We start from the raw sequence: 16,835 nt of genomic DNA, 5'->3' as shown, positions 1-16,835 counted from the left end.
TTTATATGTAAAATATTTATTTTGTCAACAAAAAATTAATGCACCGCCAGTAAATTTTCCAAAATTACGTCCGGGCAGTCCGAGAAGACGCAGTCTATGCCCAGACGCTGGAATTTCTGCGCCTCCATCGGGTCGTTCACCGTATAGACGAGCAGGGGAATTTCCATGTCCATCGCTTCTTCCACGATCTCCCGCGTCACAAGGTTTGCACCGAGATGGAGGGTGGAAACATCCAGATAATCGGCGAGGTCTTTCCAGTCCGGCGGCAGGTCTTCGCCGCCCAGGAGAAGGCCGCGATGCCAGTCACGGGCGAGATCCTGCGCCGTTTCCAAAGACACATGCTGAAAGGAGGAAATCAACAGGCGGTCGTGGTCGTCCCAGATCCGGGAGAGCAGGTCGAGCGCAATTTCGGCCGTTTCCTTTTCGCGCCCCGGACAGGGTTTTATTTCAAGATTGAGGCCCAGCCCGCGCGCGATCAGAACGTCTACGGCTTCCTCCAGTGTCGGGATTTTGATGCCCGCAAAACTGTCGCCGAACCAGCTTCCGGCTTCGAGTTGCTGAATATCTTCATAGGTCGTTTCGGCCACCGCGCCCGCGCCGTTGGTCGTGCGTTCCAGCATTTCGTCATGGAAAAGGATCGGCACGTCGTCTTCGGTCAGCTTCACGTCCAGCTCCACCCATTCCACGCCCATATCCGCCGCCGTGTGGATTCCCTCCAGCGTGTTTTCCGGCGCATAGGCCGCCGCGCCGCGATGTCCGATGACTTTGGGAAGTTTTAAGCTCATGGGGTGTCATAACACGTGTTGCTTTAAAGAGGTAGTTTGAAATGATCTCTACAGGGATAATTTAATGTAGTTAAGGGCGCCTTCAATGGCAGCTAATTGCCCCGCAACGGCCTCGCCTTCGGGTAACGGATCGGGGTAGACTTCTGTTATCGCTGCAAAATCAGCATATCCGTTTAATCTCAGGTAGGTTGCCAGCATACCGTCTGCTTCGAAATCAACAATCCCGCCATGGTTTGGAAGATTCAGGACTTCCTTATCCGGTGCAATCTGTGTGACCTTGGCGACTTCATTGATAACGGATTGGCCAAAGGGATGATTGCTTCCATCTTTATCACGGTAAACAGAGTCCATAACCAGATAGAAACCGGCGGGAATGTGGTCTATATTATCAACAGGCTTTGTTCCAAAACGATCGGCGCGTTCACGCCGAAGCTCTTTGTCCCGATCGGGTGTTTCATGGAGATCAAGAGAAGCATGGAATTTTTTTCCAAGGCTATCAAGAGAATCCATAAAAGCTACGCATTCCTCAACATCACGTCTTGGATTATCGCGTCTAAAGCCTCTGTTGGGGTCTTCCGCATGAATATCCCAGCGATGGTTTACCTCATACCCCCATGGGCTGATGCATGGGTAAGCAGCGATATTAAATTCATTGGTTAGTTTTGGAGCGCGCTTTTCTAAAAACTCAAGTGTAGCCATAATACCGCTTGGTTCATATCCATGGTTGCCGGCGGTGATCAGAATGCTTTTTTTACCCTTATCCCAATCTCTGGGGGTAACCTGAAAAAGAGGGTAGCGAGCAGGATTGTGCGATAGTGCGCCATATTGTGTTACGTTAAAGGAGCCTGATAAAGCTTTAATTCTTTCAACAATCGGCGCGTATTCGCGAACGATCCTTTGCTTCCGCGCCCATTTCTGAATTTCTTCTTCTGTCCACTCTTTTCTGATCGTCATGAAACGTCTCTTTTCTTTACTTCATAGGTTGAAAAGGTTTATAGACTGAAAATCATTATGTCAATAAAAAACCCGCCGCTCAGTGAAGAGGGCGGGGATGACAGGCAAGGAGGGAGCTTAAATTTTTGCAAGCCGTTCCAGATAAACTCTTTCCATGAGTTGCTTATCCGAAGGCATTTGCAGAAAACGGTCTACCTGTTCGAACGCCTGACGGGATAATGTTTTTCCATGGATTCCAAGATTAAAGACGGCTTTGCAGGTAACGGCTTCGGCAACATAAGCAGCGTCCATCATGGTTTCGTTTTTTATTTCCCGTCTAAAAGTTTTAGCCTGCGGAGTTCTTGGAACCGCATGTTTCCTTCGATTCCATTGCAGGGCCGCGATATGAAAGCTCTTTGCAAAAGGAGGGGCGGCATATGCAATGATAATGTGCTCCGGGCAATAGTTTATAAAGCCGTCTTCTTCTTCCTCCTGCAACGGGACATTGAGCAAAACCCTGATGCTGCGGTTTTGCCATCTTCGATGAGAATTTTGTTCGAAAGACAACGAAGCTTCACGGTGCCCCCTATCGGAGCTTTCGATTGGAAAAGCGACCCTGTCCTCTGTTTGCATCCCAAAATATTCACGCAACCTATCGCCAGTGCGCAGGCCCGTGAATTTTTTAAGATCATTCAATTCCAGCATCATGAAACTCCAGAAAAACTCAGACGCGGACAGAAGGCGATAGATGAAGGAACGTTTTCCATCATCTATCGTTTTTATCCCGTTGTCCGGGGGCTTAAGCTTCCTTACGTTCGCGTTTTTCAGGTTCGCGCTCTTCGCCCGTTTCCTGATCCACGCGCTTCATGGAAAGCTTTACCTTGCCCCGGTCGTCCATGCCGATGCACAGTACTTTGACCTCATCGCCCTCATTGACGATATCGGTGGTGCTGGCCACGCGCTGATCCGCCAGTTCGGAAATATGAACGAGGCCGTCACGCGAGCCCATGAAATTGACGAACGCGCCGAAATCGACACATTTCACGACTTTGCCGTTATAGATTTTGCCGACTTCAGGTTCTTCCGTGATGCCCTGAATCATCTTCACCGCCGCGTCGATCGATTCCTGATTGACGGCGGAGACCTTGATCACGCCGTCATCGTCAATATCGACCTTGGCGCCCGTCTCCTCGGTAATGCCGCGAATGACTTTTCCGCCCGTTCCGATGACGTCCCGGATTTTGTCCGTCGGGATGGTCATGGTCACGATCTGCGGGGCGAACTGCGACGTTTCGCCGCGCGCTTCGTTCAAAGCCTTGCCCATTTCTCCCAGAATGTGAATGCGTCCGTCTTTGGCCTGCGCCAGAGCGACTTTCATGATGTCTTCGGTAATGGAGGTGATCTTGATATCCATCTGGAGGGAGGTAATCCCTTCTTCGGTACCGGCCACTTTAAAGTCCATATCGCCGAGATGGTCTTCATCCCCGAGAATGTCGGACAAAACGGCGTACTCGTCGCCTTCCTTGATGAGGCCCATCGCGATCCCGGCAATCGGGCGCGCCAGCGGAATTCCCGCATCCATCATGGACAGGGACGTCCCGCAAACCGTCGCCATGGAAGAAGAGCCGTTGGATTCCGTGATTTCGGAAACCGTGCGGATCGTGTAGGGAAAGCTTTCGGCATCCGGCAAAAGCGGATGAATGGCGCGCCATGCCAGTTTCCCGTGACCGATTTCACGGCGTCCTGGAGAGCCAACGCGTCCGGCTTCCCCGACAGAGTAAGGCGGGAAGTTGTAATGCAGCATGAAACGTTCGCGGTATCCGCCTTCCAGCGTATCCACGATCTGCTCATCCTGACCTGTGCCCAGCGTTGTCACAACAAGCGCCTGCGTCTCTCCGCGTGTAAACAGGGCGGAGCCGTGCGCGCGCGGGAGGATTCCCACTTCGGCCACGATCGGGCGCACCGTTTTGGTATCGCGCCCGTCAATCCGGCTGCCGGTTTTCAGGATGGCGCCCCGGACGATATTTGATTCAAGTGATTTGAACTTGTCGCCGATCAAAGCCGCCGTTACGCCGTTTTCCTCGTCGAGAAATTCAGCCGTGGCCGCATCGCGCGCCGCGCCGACCGCGGCCTGACGTTCCATTTTGTCCACAATGGCATAGGCTTTTTCAACATCGGCGGCGTATTTCGCTTTCAGGCCTTCGCCCAGTTTTTCGGCTTTTTCGTCTTTTCCCGGCATCTCCCACGGATCTTTCGCGGCCATTTCCGCCAGATCGATAATGCCCTGAATAACAGGCTGAAAGCCGTGCCATGCATGCATCACAGCGCCGAGCATCACGTCTTCGGAAAGTTCGGACGCTTCAGATTCAACCATCAAAACGCCTTCGCTTGTTCCGGCAGCAACGAGGTCCAGTTTGCTTTCGGCCATTTGCTCCAGCGTCGGGTTCAGGATGTATTCGCCGTCTTTATATCCCACACGGGCGCCGCCAACAGGTCCCATGAACGGAATGCCCGACAGGGTCAGCGCGGCGGAGGTTCCGATCATGGACACGATATCGGGATCGTTTTCCATGTCGTGCGCAATCACGGTGCACATCACCAGAACTTCGTTGAGGAAGCCTTTCGGGAAAAGCGGGCGGATCGGACGGTCGATCAGGCGCGCGACAAGCGTTTCCTTTTCGCTCGGCCGCCCTTCGCGTTTAAAGAAGCCGCCGGGGATTTTTCCGGCCGCATAGGCTTTTTCCTGATAGTGGACCGTAAGAGGGAAAAAATCCTGTCCTTCCTTCACGGATTTGGACGCGGTAACCGCGCAAAGAACGGACGTGCCGCCCAGCGTCGCAATCACGCACCCGTCGGCCTGACGGGCGATTTTGCCTGTTTCAAGAACGAGTTTTTGACCGCCAAAGTCTATTTCTTTGCGGTAGACATCGAATTTAAGCATTCTTTTTTCCTTTTCATCATCATTATTATTTAAAAAAAGCGATGAGCAGGACGCAGGTTATATTTCCCGGAGGTTCGTTTTCGGTGGACGATTAAAAGCACGGATTACATGCCTTTAATGGTCAACCGTCATGCCAACCTCTTTTGAAGTATAGTTTGCGCCCTTTTCATGCGCGCCTTTACATGCCATTATCCTGCCCAAATGTCAAACAATTCGCGATAAAGGGCTGTTTTTATGAATTATCTCGTTCTCCTGCGCCACGGGCAATCCCAATGGAATCTGGAAAATCGTTTTACGGGGTTCCGGGATGTCGATATCACCGATGTCGGGGAGGAAGAGGCCCGGTCCGCAGGGCAAAGACTCAAAAACGCCCATATAAAATTCGACCAGGTTTTCACCAGTACCCTGAAAAGGGCCTCCCACACGGCCGAAATCGCCCTTGAGGCCGCGGGACAGGAACACCTGCTGGAGAGCATGATTCACCACGACGACTTGCGGGAGCGCGACTACGGCGATTTGACGGGGCTTAACAAGGATGAAACCCGCGCCAAATACGGGGACGAGCAGGTGCATATCTGGCGCCGGTCTTACGACGTGCCCCCGCCGGGGGGCGAATGCCTTCGGGATGTCGTCGAAAAGCGCGTGCGGCCCTATTACGAAGCGCATATCAAGCCAATGATAATGGAAGAGGGGAAGAACGTGCTGATAGCCGCGCACGGGAATTCCCTGCGCGCGATGCTGATTATCCTCGGTGCAGAAACGCCGGAGACGATCAACAGCGCCGAAATGGAAACCGGTGTGCCGGTCGTCTTTGAAATAGAAGACGGCAAAATCCGGAAGCGGTATTTTCTGGATGACCCGAACTGAACTATGGATAACTATCCTTGTACATCCGTATCTTGAATGTCATCCCGAGCGCAGTCGAGGGATCCTGAATATATCAAACGACGAAGATTCCTCGGCTTCAGGCCGCTTGCGCGGCCCTTCGCTCGGAATGACAGGATGGAATCAGCCTGATCGCAGAATGCTCCAGCCGGATTTAGATTTTGTATTGCCGGATGTTTTGGGCGGGGGGCGCTTTTTGAGGGCAGGCGGTTTTGATATCCTCTCTCAGTTCCTCCGGTTTTATCTTTATTATTTTTGCAATCTTTTTTTCCGTGAGTATGCCGTTATTCAGTGTTCGGAGGTCCGCTTTTTTGTCCTCCTCCGGTTTTTCGGACTCCAGTATCTCCAGTATTTTCGGGGCGATTTCGCATTCTCTCTGGCGCAGTTCCTCTATCATGCGCCCAAAGCCGGGACTATTTAAAAGGCTTTCCAGATACCGGGTTCCCGCTCCGAGCTCTGGAAGAGCCTCTTGAAGATCCTGAAAAAGTTCTTTCAGGGGGAATGATTCAGGGGGCGAAGGGGCTGTGTCCGGGTCGGCGGCAAAAGCGTTCGGGGAGAGGGCTGCTGCCGTTGCTGCTGCTGCGAAAAAAATTTTTGGGGCCAGTTTTGTCATTTTTATGGAACTCCTTTTTTATTCAATTTTTATTCAGTGTGTTACGGGGTGGCCGGTTTCGGGCAGTTCTCCTTCAGATAGGCTTGCAGCATATTCCGGCCTTGCTGATCAAGATTTGCAAGAATGTCGGCGTGATCTTTGTCCATGAGGGCGTATGCTTTTCTCGCAGGGTTCCATATGGCCACGTCTTCCATGAGTTGTTTTTTGATATGTTCCCTGTCCCCTTTGTCTACGCTTGTCTGCTCGGAAGGGGGGACCTGCGTTATGATGCCGAAGGACTGTTGCATAGCTCTGCATGTTCTGTCCTGATTGACCGCTTTTTCTATGTCGGAGTTAATTTTACCGGCATCAATTTTACGGGTTTCTTCCTCGTAAAGACGTTGCTCCAGATCCGTTATCTGTTCATTCAGCTCGTTTAATCTTTGGCTTTCCGCCGCATCGGGGACGAGAGGGCTAATGACTGTGGCTGTGTACGCCGAACGGAGATCTCTAACGCATTTTTCCAAAGAGATGAAAGAGGGCTCAGGGTCGCGGCAACTTTTTTCCAGATCCCGGTCCATGTGTTGTCTGGACAGCTTGTCCCGTAAAGTTTCCTCTTGATCGCCTCTCGCCTCCACCATTTTTGTCCTGACATCCTGCAGGGATTTTTTTATGTAGTGGGCATCCTGGCCCATGTCGGGGATGCTGTCTGCCGAGACGGGCGTGGAAAACAGGGCGGCGGCGAAGGCAATTCCTACGGAAGCGGCTGCGCGTGCGGGCGTAATTTTTGTCATTTTTGATATTCCTTTCGTTTAATTTTCTATTACGGGGTATAGGGTTGTTGGCAGTTTTTTTGAATAAATCTTCTGCCTTCTTCTCTTTCTTTTTCAGTAGAGTTGAGTGTTTTTTCGACTTCTTCGGGCGGAAGGAGAAAGCCATAGGCGGTTATGGTTTCCAGCCTTTTTTTCCGTTCTTCCCGCGAGAGGCCGGGGGTTTCCATGATTTCAAGCGCGGGAGGTCCGACAATGCATTTGAGATGATTTATAACAAACTGAGGGAGGTCGGAGATTTGAGACGGGGATGTATCCATTTCTTCCGCATCACCCCCCATGGCAACGGCAGGGGCCATCATTGCGGCCAGGGCAGCGCCTACATATGTGGGGGAAAGTCTGGTCATCTTCAGTGATTATTTTATTGTTGGTACGGGGGAGCCCGGATCCGGGCAACCCTTGCTGACCCAATCATTTCCGTCTTCTATGACAGCTTCGGGAAGATTCAGCATGGCGTCAATCTGGTCGTCATTTGCAGGGGTGCCTGCCCCCTCATATATTGCCTTAAGACTGCTATGGCGCTGTTGATATGCCATGTCGCCGTTTTGTACGATCTTCAGGATGTTTCCATAGTGATTACATGCGTTATCGACGGAGGGCGCCGAAACCGCTATCGGGGCATGCGAAAAAACAGTTGTGGCCACAAAGGCGAGCGCAGCAGAAAAGGGGGCAGGTTTTATCATTTTAGCATCTTTCTTCAATTTGAGTTTCCGTAATATATTTAACTCTTTGTAAAAAAGCAAGATAAACTTTCTAAAAAGACAAGAAAAAACCGCCCTTAGGAGGCGGCTTTTTGTATTTTTTGTTTTTCTCAGTCCGTTATCGGCGGATGTTCAGACGTTTGATGAGGTCCTGATATTTGCCTTCATCTTTGCCTTTCAGGTAGTCCAGCAACTTTCGGCGCTGCGCCACAAGGGCCAGAAGGCCGCGGCGGGAGCCGAAATCTTTTTTATGGTTCTTCATATGCTCGGACAAATTGTTGATCCGTTCCGTCTGGATTGCGATCTGGACTTCCGGAGACCCGGTATCGCCTTTTTTGGTGGCATATTCTTCTATGACTTCTGTTTTACGCTCTGCTGTAATCGACATCGTCTTCTCCTTTGTTAGACGTTTAAAATACGAAGCGGTTGAATGGTCGGGCCGTTCACTTCGATCAAAGCCAGCGCTTTGCCTTTACAGGTGGCCAGAGCCGTGGTGCAGCCGTCTTCCAGCTCAATCCCGATCCGGTATAACCGCTCCAGATCCGGCCTGGCGACGAAAGAGAGGCCTTGCCCCTGTTTCAACCTCGCGGCCTCCTGTTCCCTCAAGGCCAGAGCCGGGATGTCGTCCAGCACGGTCTGAAGGGGGAGAACCACGTCTTCACCGATAGTCTCTCGGGCGGTGTTATCGTCCAAATTCTCGAAAAAGTCCAGAGAAATCGCGCTTTCAAGCGTAAAGGGCCCGACCTTTGTGCGCTCCAGCGCGCCGATATAGCCGAAGCAGCCCAGTTTTTGTCCCAAATCCCGCGCGATCGAGCGGACATAGGTGCCCTTGCCGCAGACGCATTCGAAAACTGTTGATGTCATTCCGACAGAGCGTAGCGACGAGGAATCTCCCGGCTTTGTTTGAGATTTCTCGCTTTGCTCGAAATGACATTCTTTAATGTTCAAACTCTCAATATAAACTGTCCGTGTCTTGATATCGGCCTGCGCGCCGCTGCGGGCAATATCGTAGGCGCGCTGCCCTTCAATCTTTACGGCGGAAAACTGCGGCGGCAGTTGTTCGATGTCGCCGATAAAGCCGGGCAGGAGGGCTTCGATCTCCTCTTTCGAAGGGCGTTTATCGGACGTTTCGATGACGCCGCCTTCGCGATCATCCGTGCTGCGCTGCTGCCCCCAGACAGCCGTGAAGCGATAGGTTTTGAGAGCGTCCTGCGCGTAATTGACCGTCTTGGTGGCTTCGCCCAGCGCAATAGGCAGCACGCCCGAAGCCAGCGGGTCGAGCGTGCCGGCATGGCCGGCCTTTTGCGCATTCAGCGCCCGGCGGACCTTGGCCAGCGCCTGTGTAGAGGTGATCCCGGCGGGTTTGTTCAGGTTAATCCAGCCGTCAATCTTGAGGCCATTTTTGCGACGGCGTCCCATGGCGGTTATTCCTGATCCGAATAGTGGATATTGCTGAGGATGCTGTCGAGTTTCTGGGCGGCGTCGAAGCTGTCATCCTGTTTGAATTTCAGGCGCGGGGTGTATTTCAGATTGCTGGAGCGGTTGATTTCCTTCTGGAAATAATAGGCCGCGTCATTCAGGGCCGGAAGGATTTTATCCATCTCCTGACCGCCCAGAGAGATCACAAAAACCGTGGCGCTTTTAAGATCGGGCGTAGCGCGCACCTCCGTTACGGTGATGTCGCTGCCGTGGTTTATCAGGATTTCGTTTTTGAAATGCCCGCGCTGGAGAATCCCGGCCAGAATATGCCGAAGCTGTTCGCCCACGCGAAGCTGCCTTTGAGAGGGCTGGTTGATGGAATGTTTCATTTTTACCTCTTGTCATCCCGACCGGAGGGCGTAGCCCGAAGTGGAGAGATCTTTAAAATGTCAATGCGCGGCAAAGATCCCTCGACGATGCTCGGGATGACATTAAAATTTACTATGCCAGTTCCCTCGCTTCTTCAACGATTTCATAACATTCGATGATGTCGTTTTCCTTGATGTCTTCGTAGTTTTCAAAGGCCATGCCGCATTCCGTGCCTTCTTTCACCTCTTTGACCTCGTCCTTGAAGCGTTTCAGGGTTTTGAGCGTGCCTTCGTGGATCACCACATCGTCGCGCAGCAGGCGGACTTTCGCCCCGCGCCGGACCTGACCCGCCGTGACCATGCAACCAGCGATTTTCCCGGACTTGGTGATGTTGAAGACTTCGCGGATCTCGGCCTGCCCCAGATATTCCTCCCGCAGGGCAGGGGAGAGCATGCCCGAGAGCATCGCCTTGACGTCATCAATGACGTTATAGATGATGTTGTAATAGCGGATTTCGAGCCCTTCCCTTTGCGCCTGTTCGCGGGCCTGCGCGTTTGCGCGGACGTTAAAGCCGATCAGCAGGGCTTTGGAAGCATTGGCCAGCGTTACGTCGGATTCCGTAATCCCGCCAACGCCGGAATGCAGAACCTTCACATCAATCTCTTCCTCGTTCTCCGCCAGTTTTGCAAGGGACCCGATCAGCGCCTCCACCGAGCCGTGGACATCGCCCTTGATTACGACAGACAAAATCCGTTTTTCGTCAGACTCTTTTGAGGCGGCCAGAAGCTGTTCGAAAGATTGCCCCGAAACGCCGGAGGCTGCGGCGCGTTTTTCCTTCGCGCTGTGCTGCCTGTAGGCGCCGATTTCCCGCGCCCGGGATTCATTTTCGACGACGTTAAGGATATCGCCGGCCTCGGGCGTGCCGTTCAGTCCCAGAACCTCGACGGGTTTGCCCGGTTCGGCTTCCCTGATCTGCGCGCCCTGATCGTCGATCAATGTGCGCACGCGGCCCCATTGCGTGCCCACGACAAAAATATCGCCCACTTTCAGCGTTCCACGCCTTACAAGCACCGTCGCAACAGAACCGCGCCCCGTTTCCATTTTGGATTCGACTACAACGCCTTCGGCCTCGCGGTCCGGATTGGCCTTGAGTTCCAGCATTTCGGCTTGCAAAAGAATGGCTTCTTCGAGTTTGTCCAGCCCCTGCTTTTTCAGGGCGGAAATCTCGATCGCCTGAATATCGCCCCCCATATCTTCAACGATGACTTCATGCTGAAGAAGGTCCTGTTTGATTTTCTGGGGGTTCGCGTCCGGCAGATCGACTTTGTTGATGGCGACGATAATAGGCACGCCGGCCGCTTTGGCGTGTGCGATGGCCTCAATGGTTTGCGGCATTACGGAGTCATTGGCGGACACGACCAGAACGACAATATCCGTGACATTGGCGCCGCGGGCCCGCATTTCGGTAAAAGCCGCGTGACCGGGCGTGTCCAGAAACGTGATTTTCTGCCCGTCGGAAACCTCGATCTGGTAGGCCCCGATATGCTGGGTAATACCGCCGGCTTCGCCGGAGACAACGTTTGTCTGCCGCATGGCATCCAGCAGGGAGGTCTTGCCGTGATCGACATGGCCCATGATGGTAACGACAGGCGGACGGGGCTTCAGGTCTTTTTCCTGATCTTCCTCGCCGAACAGACCTTCTTCGACGTCGGCGTCCGTTACCCGTTTGATGGTGTGTCCGAACTCCCCGACGATCAATTCGGCCGTGTCCGCATCGATGACCTGATTGACCGTTGCCATGACCCCCAGTTTCATCAGGGATTTAATGACATCGACGGCGCGTTCGCTCATCCGGTTTGCCAGTTCCTGCACCGTAATGGTTTCAGGAACGACGACGTCACGATACACTTTTTGCGCGGCCTCTTTCGGCCCCATGGCGATTTTTCGCGCCTTTTCACGGGCCCGGCGCTGCGCCGCCAGAGACGGGCCGCGATCGCGTTCAAAGTCGTTGTTCATGACCTGCGTCACGGTTATTTTGCCGCCGCCGCGCCGATCCGTATTCCGCGGCGCACGGGCGCGGGCCTTTTTAATCCTGTCCCGATATCCTTCGGAAAAATCGTCCTTGCGCTGAAAGTGTTCCTGACGGGTGCGGTCTATGGCCTGCGCGCTTTTTTGTTCGCTGGCTTCGATTTGTTCAAGTTCGGCCAGTTCGCGTCTGCGGGCTTCGTCGTCCGTTTCTTTTCTGCCGGAAGCGGGCGGCACGTCTGTTTTGGAATCGTTTCTGTTTTCTTCCGGGGCCGGTTTTTTCGGCGCAGCCAGAGCTTCTTTTAACGCCGTGGCGCGGGCGTCACGCTCTTCGGATGTGAGGTGTTGGAGTTCCCTGCTTTGGTCCGCAGCGGCCTGCTCTTCCAGCGTCGGGCGTGCCGAACGCCGCCGCCGGACTTCGACAACGGTTCCGCCGCCGCTGCTTGCGCGCGGCTTAGGCGCCCCGCCTTTCAGGCTTAACGTGCCGCCTTTCTTCAGGCCCAGGGGTTTCTTTTCTTCTTTTGTGCTCTCGCTCATACGATTTTTCTTCAAACTTTCTATTCGCTGGTTCTTTTACACCAAAAAGGGCTAAAGCGCCAATGTCCTTAAACATTGGTCGCCGCCTCCCGTTTGCCGGTTTCCACGCCATTGTCGTTTTCGGCTTCCGCTTCCGCATTTTCATCCTGCGCGGCTTTTGCGGCATCTTCTTCCGCAAACCAGTGTTCGCGGGCCTTCATGATGAGTTTTTCCGCTTCGGAAGGCTTCATGGTGCCTTCGCCGAGAAGTTCAATCAGTTCATCCGTGGCCAGATCCGCGAAGTCATCAAGGGTCTTGATCCCGTTTTCTCCCAGTTTGATGATGAGATCCGGGGAAAGCCCTTTGAAAGAAACAAGATCGTCGGACAGATTGAGTTCTTTTTGTTTCTTTTTGAGGTCTTCCGCCTGCGCTTCCAGCCAGGCCTTGGCGCGGTTGATCAGTTCTTCGGCCACATCTTCGTCGAAGCCCTCGATATACGCCATTTCCTCCACGGGGGTTTCGGCGATTTCTGTAATGTTCCTGAAGCCTTCGGCCACCAGCAGGTGCACGATAACCTCATCCACATCCAGGGCGGTGGTGAAGAGTTCCGATTTGGCCGCAAATTCTTCCGTCCGTTTTTTGGCTTCTTCTTCTTCCGTCATGATGTCGATATCCCAGCCCGAGAGCATGGAAGCCAGACGGACATTTTGTCCGCGCCGGCCGATCGCCAGAGACAGCTGGTCTTCCGGCACAACGACATCCATGCGTTTTTTGGCTTCGTCCAGAACCACCTTGGCCACGGCCGCAGGGGCGAGGGCGTGGATAATGAAGGTTCCGATATCTTCGGACCAGGGGATAATGTCGATTTTTTCGCCCTGCAGTTCGTTCACAACCGTCTGGACACGGCTTCCGCGCATCCCCACGCAGGCACCGACAGGGTCAATGCCGCTGTCATAGGACTGAACGGCGATTTTGGCGCGGCTTCCCGGATCGCGGGCCACGCCTTTGATCTCGATAATGCCGTCGTAAATTTCAGGCACTTCCTGCGTAAAAAGTTTGGCCATGAAATCCGGATGGGTCCGGGAGAGAAAAATCTGCGGTCCGCGCTGTTCTTCGCGCACATCGTAAATATAGGCGCGCACGCGGTCGCCGTTTTTCAGATGTTCGCGGGGCAGGGCTTCGTCGCGGCGGAGCAGCCCTTCGGCGCGTCCGCCGATATCGATGGTGGCATTGCCGTATTCGACCCGTTTGACCAGGCCGTTGATGATTTCGCCCTTGCGGTCCTGAAACTCGATAAACTGGCGCGCCCGCTCGGCTTCGCGGACTTTCTGGACGATGACCTGTTTGGCGGTCTGGGCGGCGATACGGCCAAAATCCAGCGGCGGCAGCTCGTCAATCAGAAACTCACCAATCTCGGCGTCTTTTTTGATGCGCTGCGCTTCCTCGAGGGTGAGCTGGCGCACTTCGTTTTCTTCGTCAACTTCCTCGACCACTTCGCGGTAGCGTTTGAGTTCAATGTTCCCGTTCGCGCGGTCAATCGTCGCGCGGATATCGTGGTCGTGCCCGTATTTGGAACGGCCCGCTTTCTGAATGGATTCTTCCATCGCCTCAATAATGATTTCACGGTCGATGTTTTTCTCACGCGCCACAGCGTCGGCAACTTGCAACAATTCGATCATTTTTATCGTCCTTTTCCTTTTCCTTTTTCGATCTTTTTATTTTTCATCTGCAGTAATGAATCGTTCATGACCAGCCGGGCTTTCTGAATATCGGCAAGGGGGAATGTTTTGTCTCCCTCATCCGTCTTCAGCAAGACCGTCCCGTCTTTTTCGTCCCCCAAAATACCGCGAAAGCGTTTTTGCCCCGACTCTGCAGGGACGCCAAGCTCTATTTTGGCTTCAAACCCGGCATAGCGCCGGAAATCCTGCGCGTCCACAAGCGGACGGTCGATGCCCGGAGAGCTGACTTCCAGCCTGTAAGCGCCCGAAATCAGGTCTTCAACGTCCAGCGCCGGCGCAATCGCGCGGCTGATTTTTGCGCAATCCTCCACGCCCAAAGAGCCCGTTTCAGGATTTTCGGCCATGATTTGCAAAATATCCTTGGCAAAGCTGAGCGTCATAAACCGAAACCCCATCTCTTCGACGATCGGGGCAATTATAGGCGTTAGTTTTGCTTCCAGCGGTGTTTGTCTCATCTTTCTTTCTGCAATCTTTCCGCAAACCGGCAATAAAAAAGGCGGGTCTCTTTATGAGCCCACCCGTTTATCACTTCAGGTTTTGAAGGGGTTATAAGCTTTTACGTGTTGTTTTGCAAGTTTTTCTTTTTTGAACCACGGAGACACAGAGGCGCAGAGTTTTTATAAAAATTCTCTGTGTCTTTGTGCCTCTGTGGTTAAATCTTCCTATAAAACAAATAGGCCATTTTTCAAAAAACTTGTTTTATTTGCCATATTCTGTATTGTGCGAGGGGTTTCAGGAGGTGAAGATGAGTGGTCTTAAGGAAAAATTTAATATCATCAGGGGGGCAATTCGCGGTGATATTGACGAGGTTAGAAATGCGCTTCAAGAAGATCCGGCATGTGTGAATAAACAAGAGGCGGTAACGGGCTGGACGGCGCTTCGTTATGCCGCATCCAGTGGCGAATATTCAATGGTAGATTTGTTGTGCAACGCCGAAGGAATCAAGACCAGTATTCCGGATATTCGAGGGCGGACACCTGCCCATTTAGCATGGGTTATAGGTCGCGAGGATATCAAGAGGCGAATTAACCGGGAACGGGATGAACGGCTTCGCGCCAAGCTTGACGAAGAAGACGGTGTTAAAAGAGAGATTCCGGATAATGTTGTTTCACTTGCGGCTGGACGAAAACCAAAGCCTTCCTGAGGAGTTTTTGCCGCCTAAGATTTAAAAGGTTATTTTTTCCTGTAAAACAAATAGGTCATTTTTTTGGCCCCTTTGGCGCCCTTGGTTTCGTAGCGCGTGGGAATCCAGTCCCCGGGCGGGGTTTGCCAGTCTTTGGCGCTCTCGGCCAGCCATTCAAACCCCCCATGAAGATGGACATGCGTGGCCATCCATTCGGCCAGATCCTCGACATCCGTGGTGAGGATGAGGTCCCCGCCGGGCTTGAGGACGCGGTGATAGTCTTTCAAAGTCTCTGCCCGCACGATCCGGCGTTTATGGTGCCGGGCTTTATGCCACGGGTCGGGGTTCAGGATATAGAAGGTGTCGATGCTTTCGCTTTTGAGGGACCGCACCACCGTCAAAGCGTCATCCATATAGACGCGGATATTGTCTTGAGATAAAGCTTCAATATCTTTGAGAAAAGCACTCATTCCATTGATAAAAGGCTCGATGCCGATATAGGCATTTTCCGGCATGCGGCGCATCATCCCGGCCAGATGCTCTCCGTTCCCAAAGCCGATTTCGAGAATGATTTTGTCGTGTGCGGACGAAAAGAGGGACTGCGGATCAAGGCGTCCGTCTTCCTTCAGCAGGGATTCGCCAATCTGAAGGGCGGGGAGGGCGTCTTCCAGCGTTTTCAGGCGTGAAGCGCTTAAGGGCCGCCCCTGCCGCCGCCCGTAAAAGCCCTGTTTTGTGTTTTTTATTGACATAATACTTAATATAGTGTTAACTGTGACAATCATTATATAGCCTGTGGGCAAAAAGAGAGGGAAATAAAAATGTCTAAAACGAACGAAAACGGTATTGATATCAAGGGCCGCCTTGACTCAATGATGACGGACCTGACAGCGGTTATACGTCAGTTTAAACCTGGGGCCGTACTCAGAAACAATATGAGCCCCAATCTTACCAAAGTCTTTACCGGCGAAAATACCGGGATAGAAATTGATATGGTGCCCATAGGCGGAACGCACGTGCCTCCCAGTTCGTATATGTTTACACAAAAAGACATGAGCGGCATAACGAAGAACTCAAACGGAGGGATTAGCTCATACTTTATCAACACAACTCACGCGCCCCAAATATCTGTAAATGCTAACCAGGAAGAACTCGTAGATTTTCAGGCTGCGGTTGTCGCGAGTGTCGCAGATGGGCTGGGCGTTGAGCTTTCTGAATTTACAGGTGCTCTTGTTGCTTACGCGCAACAAAAGCAGGTCGTTGCGAATGCCTTTAACGCAGGATATAAAAATTCTGCTTCTCAACAAGGCGGTCAAAAGTTCACAATTTTATAACAGCCTTCGCAGGTCTTGTTTTTCCGGATCGTTCATAGGGAAAAATTCTGCCATGAATCTGAAATCTGCGAACGATTAAAAACAGCACGAAAATAAAATTCAGAATCAAAATCGTGCAGGGAAAGAGCAATGTCGTGAGGTTATAGTTTTCGATCGCTATAACGCCCATCATCAGTGGAATATTTAAGACGACAAAAGTCGTCATGTTTTCTTCAAAAGGTTTCATGAAGGATTTGCGGAAAGTCGGGTAAAAAGCCAACCCATCAACGAGGGATACGACAATAACCGCGTAAAGCGGGTCTTGAATGAGGACCCATAAAACGAGTCCGAACAGACAGGCTATCAGCGCATATTTATCCCCTGACGTGATATTTTTTTCGCCGTAGGGAATGGCCAGCCCCGCACGTATAAAGCAGAACAGGGCGATGGCAACTGTCAAACAGGCCCCCGGACCTGCACCGCTTACGAATTGTGCGGCTGCGGCGATGGCTGCTTCCAGTCCCCAAATAAAATGGGTGTATAAATGAGGCTTTACCTGTCCGTATAAGACCGTATAGGTGTAGTGCAACAAAACCAAAAAGGAGATGGACGTTGCCGTCAGGGCAAGTGTCAATTTGCCGTGATTAACGAGAAAATCTTCCACTAA

Annotated in this window: 19 protein-coding genes; 3 read left to right on the top strand and 16 right to left on the bottom strand. The window is 52.4% G+C overall.

What is annotated here, in order from left to right:
* Positions 1–35 precede the first annotated feature (35 nt).
* From H6853_07690 to pnp, 4 genes are all read right to left on the bottom strand, one after another.
* On the bottom strand, positions 36–785 hold the full coding sequence (locus tag H6853_07690; GenBank protein USO03402.1) for a glycerophosphoryl diester phosphodiesterase: 750 nt from the start codon (positions 783–785) through the stop codon (positions 36–38).
* Positions 786–833: 48 nt separating this feature from the next.
* Positions 834–1,739 (bottom strand): peptidase, encoded by a 906-nt coding sequence (locus tag H6853_07685; protein USO03401.1) that lies wholly within the window; start codon positions 1,737–1,739, stop codon positions 834–836.
* Positions 1,740–1,856: 117 nt separating this feature from the next.
* Positions 1,857–2,426 carry a hypothetical protein gene (locus tag H6853_07680; GenBank protein ID USO03400.1) on the bottom strand — a complete coding sequence of 190 codons (570 nt, stop codon included), beginning with the start codon at positions 2,424–2,426 and terminating at the stop codon, positions 1,857–1,859.
* A gap of 91 nt (positions 2,427–2,517) precedes the next feature.
* A complete protein-coding gene (pnp, locus tag H6853_07675) occupies positions 2,518–4,659 on the bottom strand; it encodes a polyribonucleotide nucleotidyltransferase (protein ID USO03399.1) in 2,142 nt (713 codons plus the stop codon).
* Between the two features lie 234 nt (positions 4,660–4,893).
* Here pnp and H6853_07670 point away from each other — a divergent pair, with 234 nt between their 5' ends.
* Positions 4,894–5,526: a 2,3-bisphosphoglycerate-dependent phosphoglycerate mutase gene (locus H6853_07670; protein USO03398.1), complete on the top strand. Its 633-nt coding sequence runs from the start codon at positions 4,894–4,896 to the stop codon at positions 5,524–5,526.
* Between the two features lie 172 nt (positions 5,527–5,698).
* Here the strand turns inward: H6853_07670 and H6853_07665 are convergent, their stop codons facing one another.
* From H6853_07665 to H6853_07620, 10 genes are all read right to left on the bottom strand, one after another.
* Positions 5,699–6,157, bottom strand: coding sequence for a hypothetical protein (locus H6853_07665; protein ID USO03397.1), 459 nt, complete (start codon positions 6,155–6,157; stop codon positions 5,699–5,701).
* Positions 6,158–6,198: 41 nt separating this feature from the next.
* Positions 6,199–6,930 (bottom strand): hypothetical protein, encoded by a 732-nt coding sequence (locus H6853_07660; GenBank protein USO03396.1) that lies wholly within the window; start codon positions 6,928–6,930, stop codon positions 6,199–6,201.
* 29 nt (positions 6,931–6,959) lie between these two features.
* Positions 6,960–7,313: a hypothetical protein gene (locus tag H6853_07655; protein USO03395.1), complete on the bottom strand. Its 354-nt coding sequence runs from the start codon at positions 7,311–7,313 to the stop codon at positions 6,960–6,962.
* 9 nt (positions 7,314–7,322) lie between these two features.
* Positions 7,323–7,649: a hypothetical protein gene (locus H6853_07650; GenBank protein ID USO03394.1), complete on the bottom strand. Its 327-nt coding sequence runs from the start codon at positions 7,647–7,649 to the stop codon at positions 7,323–7,325.
* 136 nt (positions 7,650–7,785) lie between these two features.
* Positions 7,786–8,055, bottom strand: a complete 270-nt coding sequence (rpsO, locus tag H6853_07645) for a 30S ribosomal protein S15 (protein USO03393.1) — start codon at positions 8,053–8,055, stop codon at positions 7,786–7,788.
* Positions 8,056–8,069: 14 nt separating this feature from the next.
* Positions 8,070–9,086, bottom strand: a complete 1,017-nt coding sequence (gene truB, locus H6853_07640) for a tRNA pseudouridine(55) synthase TruB (GenBank protein ID USO03392.1) — start codon at positions 9,084–9,086, stop codon at positions 8,070–8,072.
* 5 nt (positions 9,087–9,091) lie between these two features.
* On the bottom strand, positions 9,092–9,475 hold the full coding sequence (gene rbfA / locus H6853_07635; protein ID USO03391.1) for a 30S ribosome-binding factor RbfA: 384 nt from the start codon (positions 9,473–9,475) through the stop codon (positions 9,092–9,094).
* 112 nt (positions 9,476–9,587) lie between these two features.
* Entirely contained in the window at positions 9,588–12,017 is a 2,430-nt protein-coding gene (infB, locus tag H6853_07630; GenBank protein USO03390.1) for a translation initiation factor IF-2, read from the bottom strand.
* 68 nt (positions 12,018–12,085) lie between these two features.
* Positions 12,086–13,672, bottom strand: coding sequence for a transcription termination/antitermination protein NusA (gene nusA, locus H6853_07625; protein ID USO04636.1), 1,587 nt, complete (start codon positions 13,670–13,672; stop codon positions 12,086–12,088).
* A 5-nt stretch (positions 13,673–13,677) separates the two neighbouring features.
* Complete coding sequence (locus H6853_07620; protein USO03389.1) at positions 13,678–14,190, bottom strand: ribosome maturation factor RimP; 513 nt, start codon at positions 14,188–14,190, stop codon at positions 13,678–13,680.
* 290 nt (positions 14,191–14,480) lie between these two features.
* Between H6853_07620 and H6853_07615 the strand changes: the two genes are divergently transcribed.
* Positions 14,481–14,879 carry a hypothetical protein gene (locus H6853_07615; GenBank protein USO03388.1) on the top strand — a complete coding sequence of 133 codons (399 nt, stop codon included), beginning with the start codon at positions 14,481–14,483 and terminating at the stop codon, positions 14,877–14,879.
* 29 nt (positions 14,880–14,908) lie between these two features.
* Here H6853_07615 and trmB read toward each other — a convergent pair whose 3' ends face one another.
* Positions 14,909–15,607, bottom strand: coding sequence for a tRNA (guanosine(46)-N7)-methyltransferase TrmB (gene trmB / locus H6853_07610; GenBank protein USO03387.1), 699 nt, complete (start codon positions 15,605–15,607; stop codon positions 14,909–14,911).
* 69 nt (positions 15,608–15,676) lie between these two features.
* Here trmB and H6853_07605 point away from each other — a divergent pair, with 69 nt between their 5' ends.
* Positions 15,677–16,189, top strand: a complete 513-nt coding sequence (locus H6853_07605; GenBank protein USO03386.1) for a hypothetical protein — start codon at positions 15,677–15,679, stop codon at positions 16,187–16,189.
* Here H6853_07605 and H6853_07600 read toward each other — a convergent pair.
* On the bottom strand, positions 16,176–16,832 hold the full coding sequence (locus H6853_07600; GenBank protein ID USO03385.1) for a hypothetical protein: 657 nt from the start codon (positions 16,830–16,832) through the stop codon (positions 16,176–16,178). The two genes, H6853_07605 and H6853_07600, sit on opposite strands and share 14 nt — an antisense overlap.
* Positions 16,833–16,835: the final 3 nt, after the last annotated feature.

The sequence above is a fragment of the Rhodospirillales bacterium genome (assembly GCA_023898765.1).
Lineage (GTDB): Bacteria > Pseudomonadota > Alphaproteobacteria > Micavibrionales > Micavibrionaceae.
Note: the sequence above shows the minus strand (reverse complement) of the source record. Positions and strands in the feature narration are given on the sequence as shown.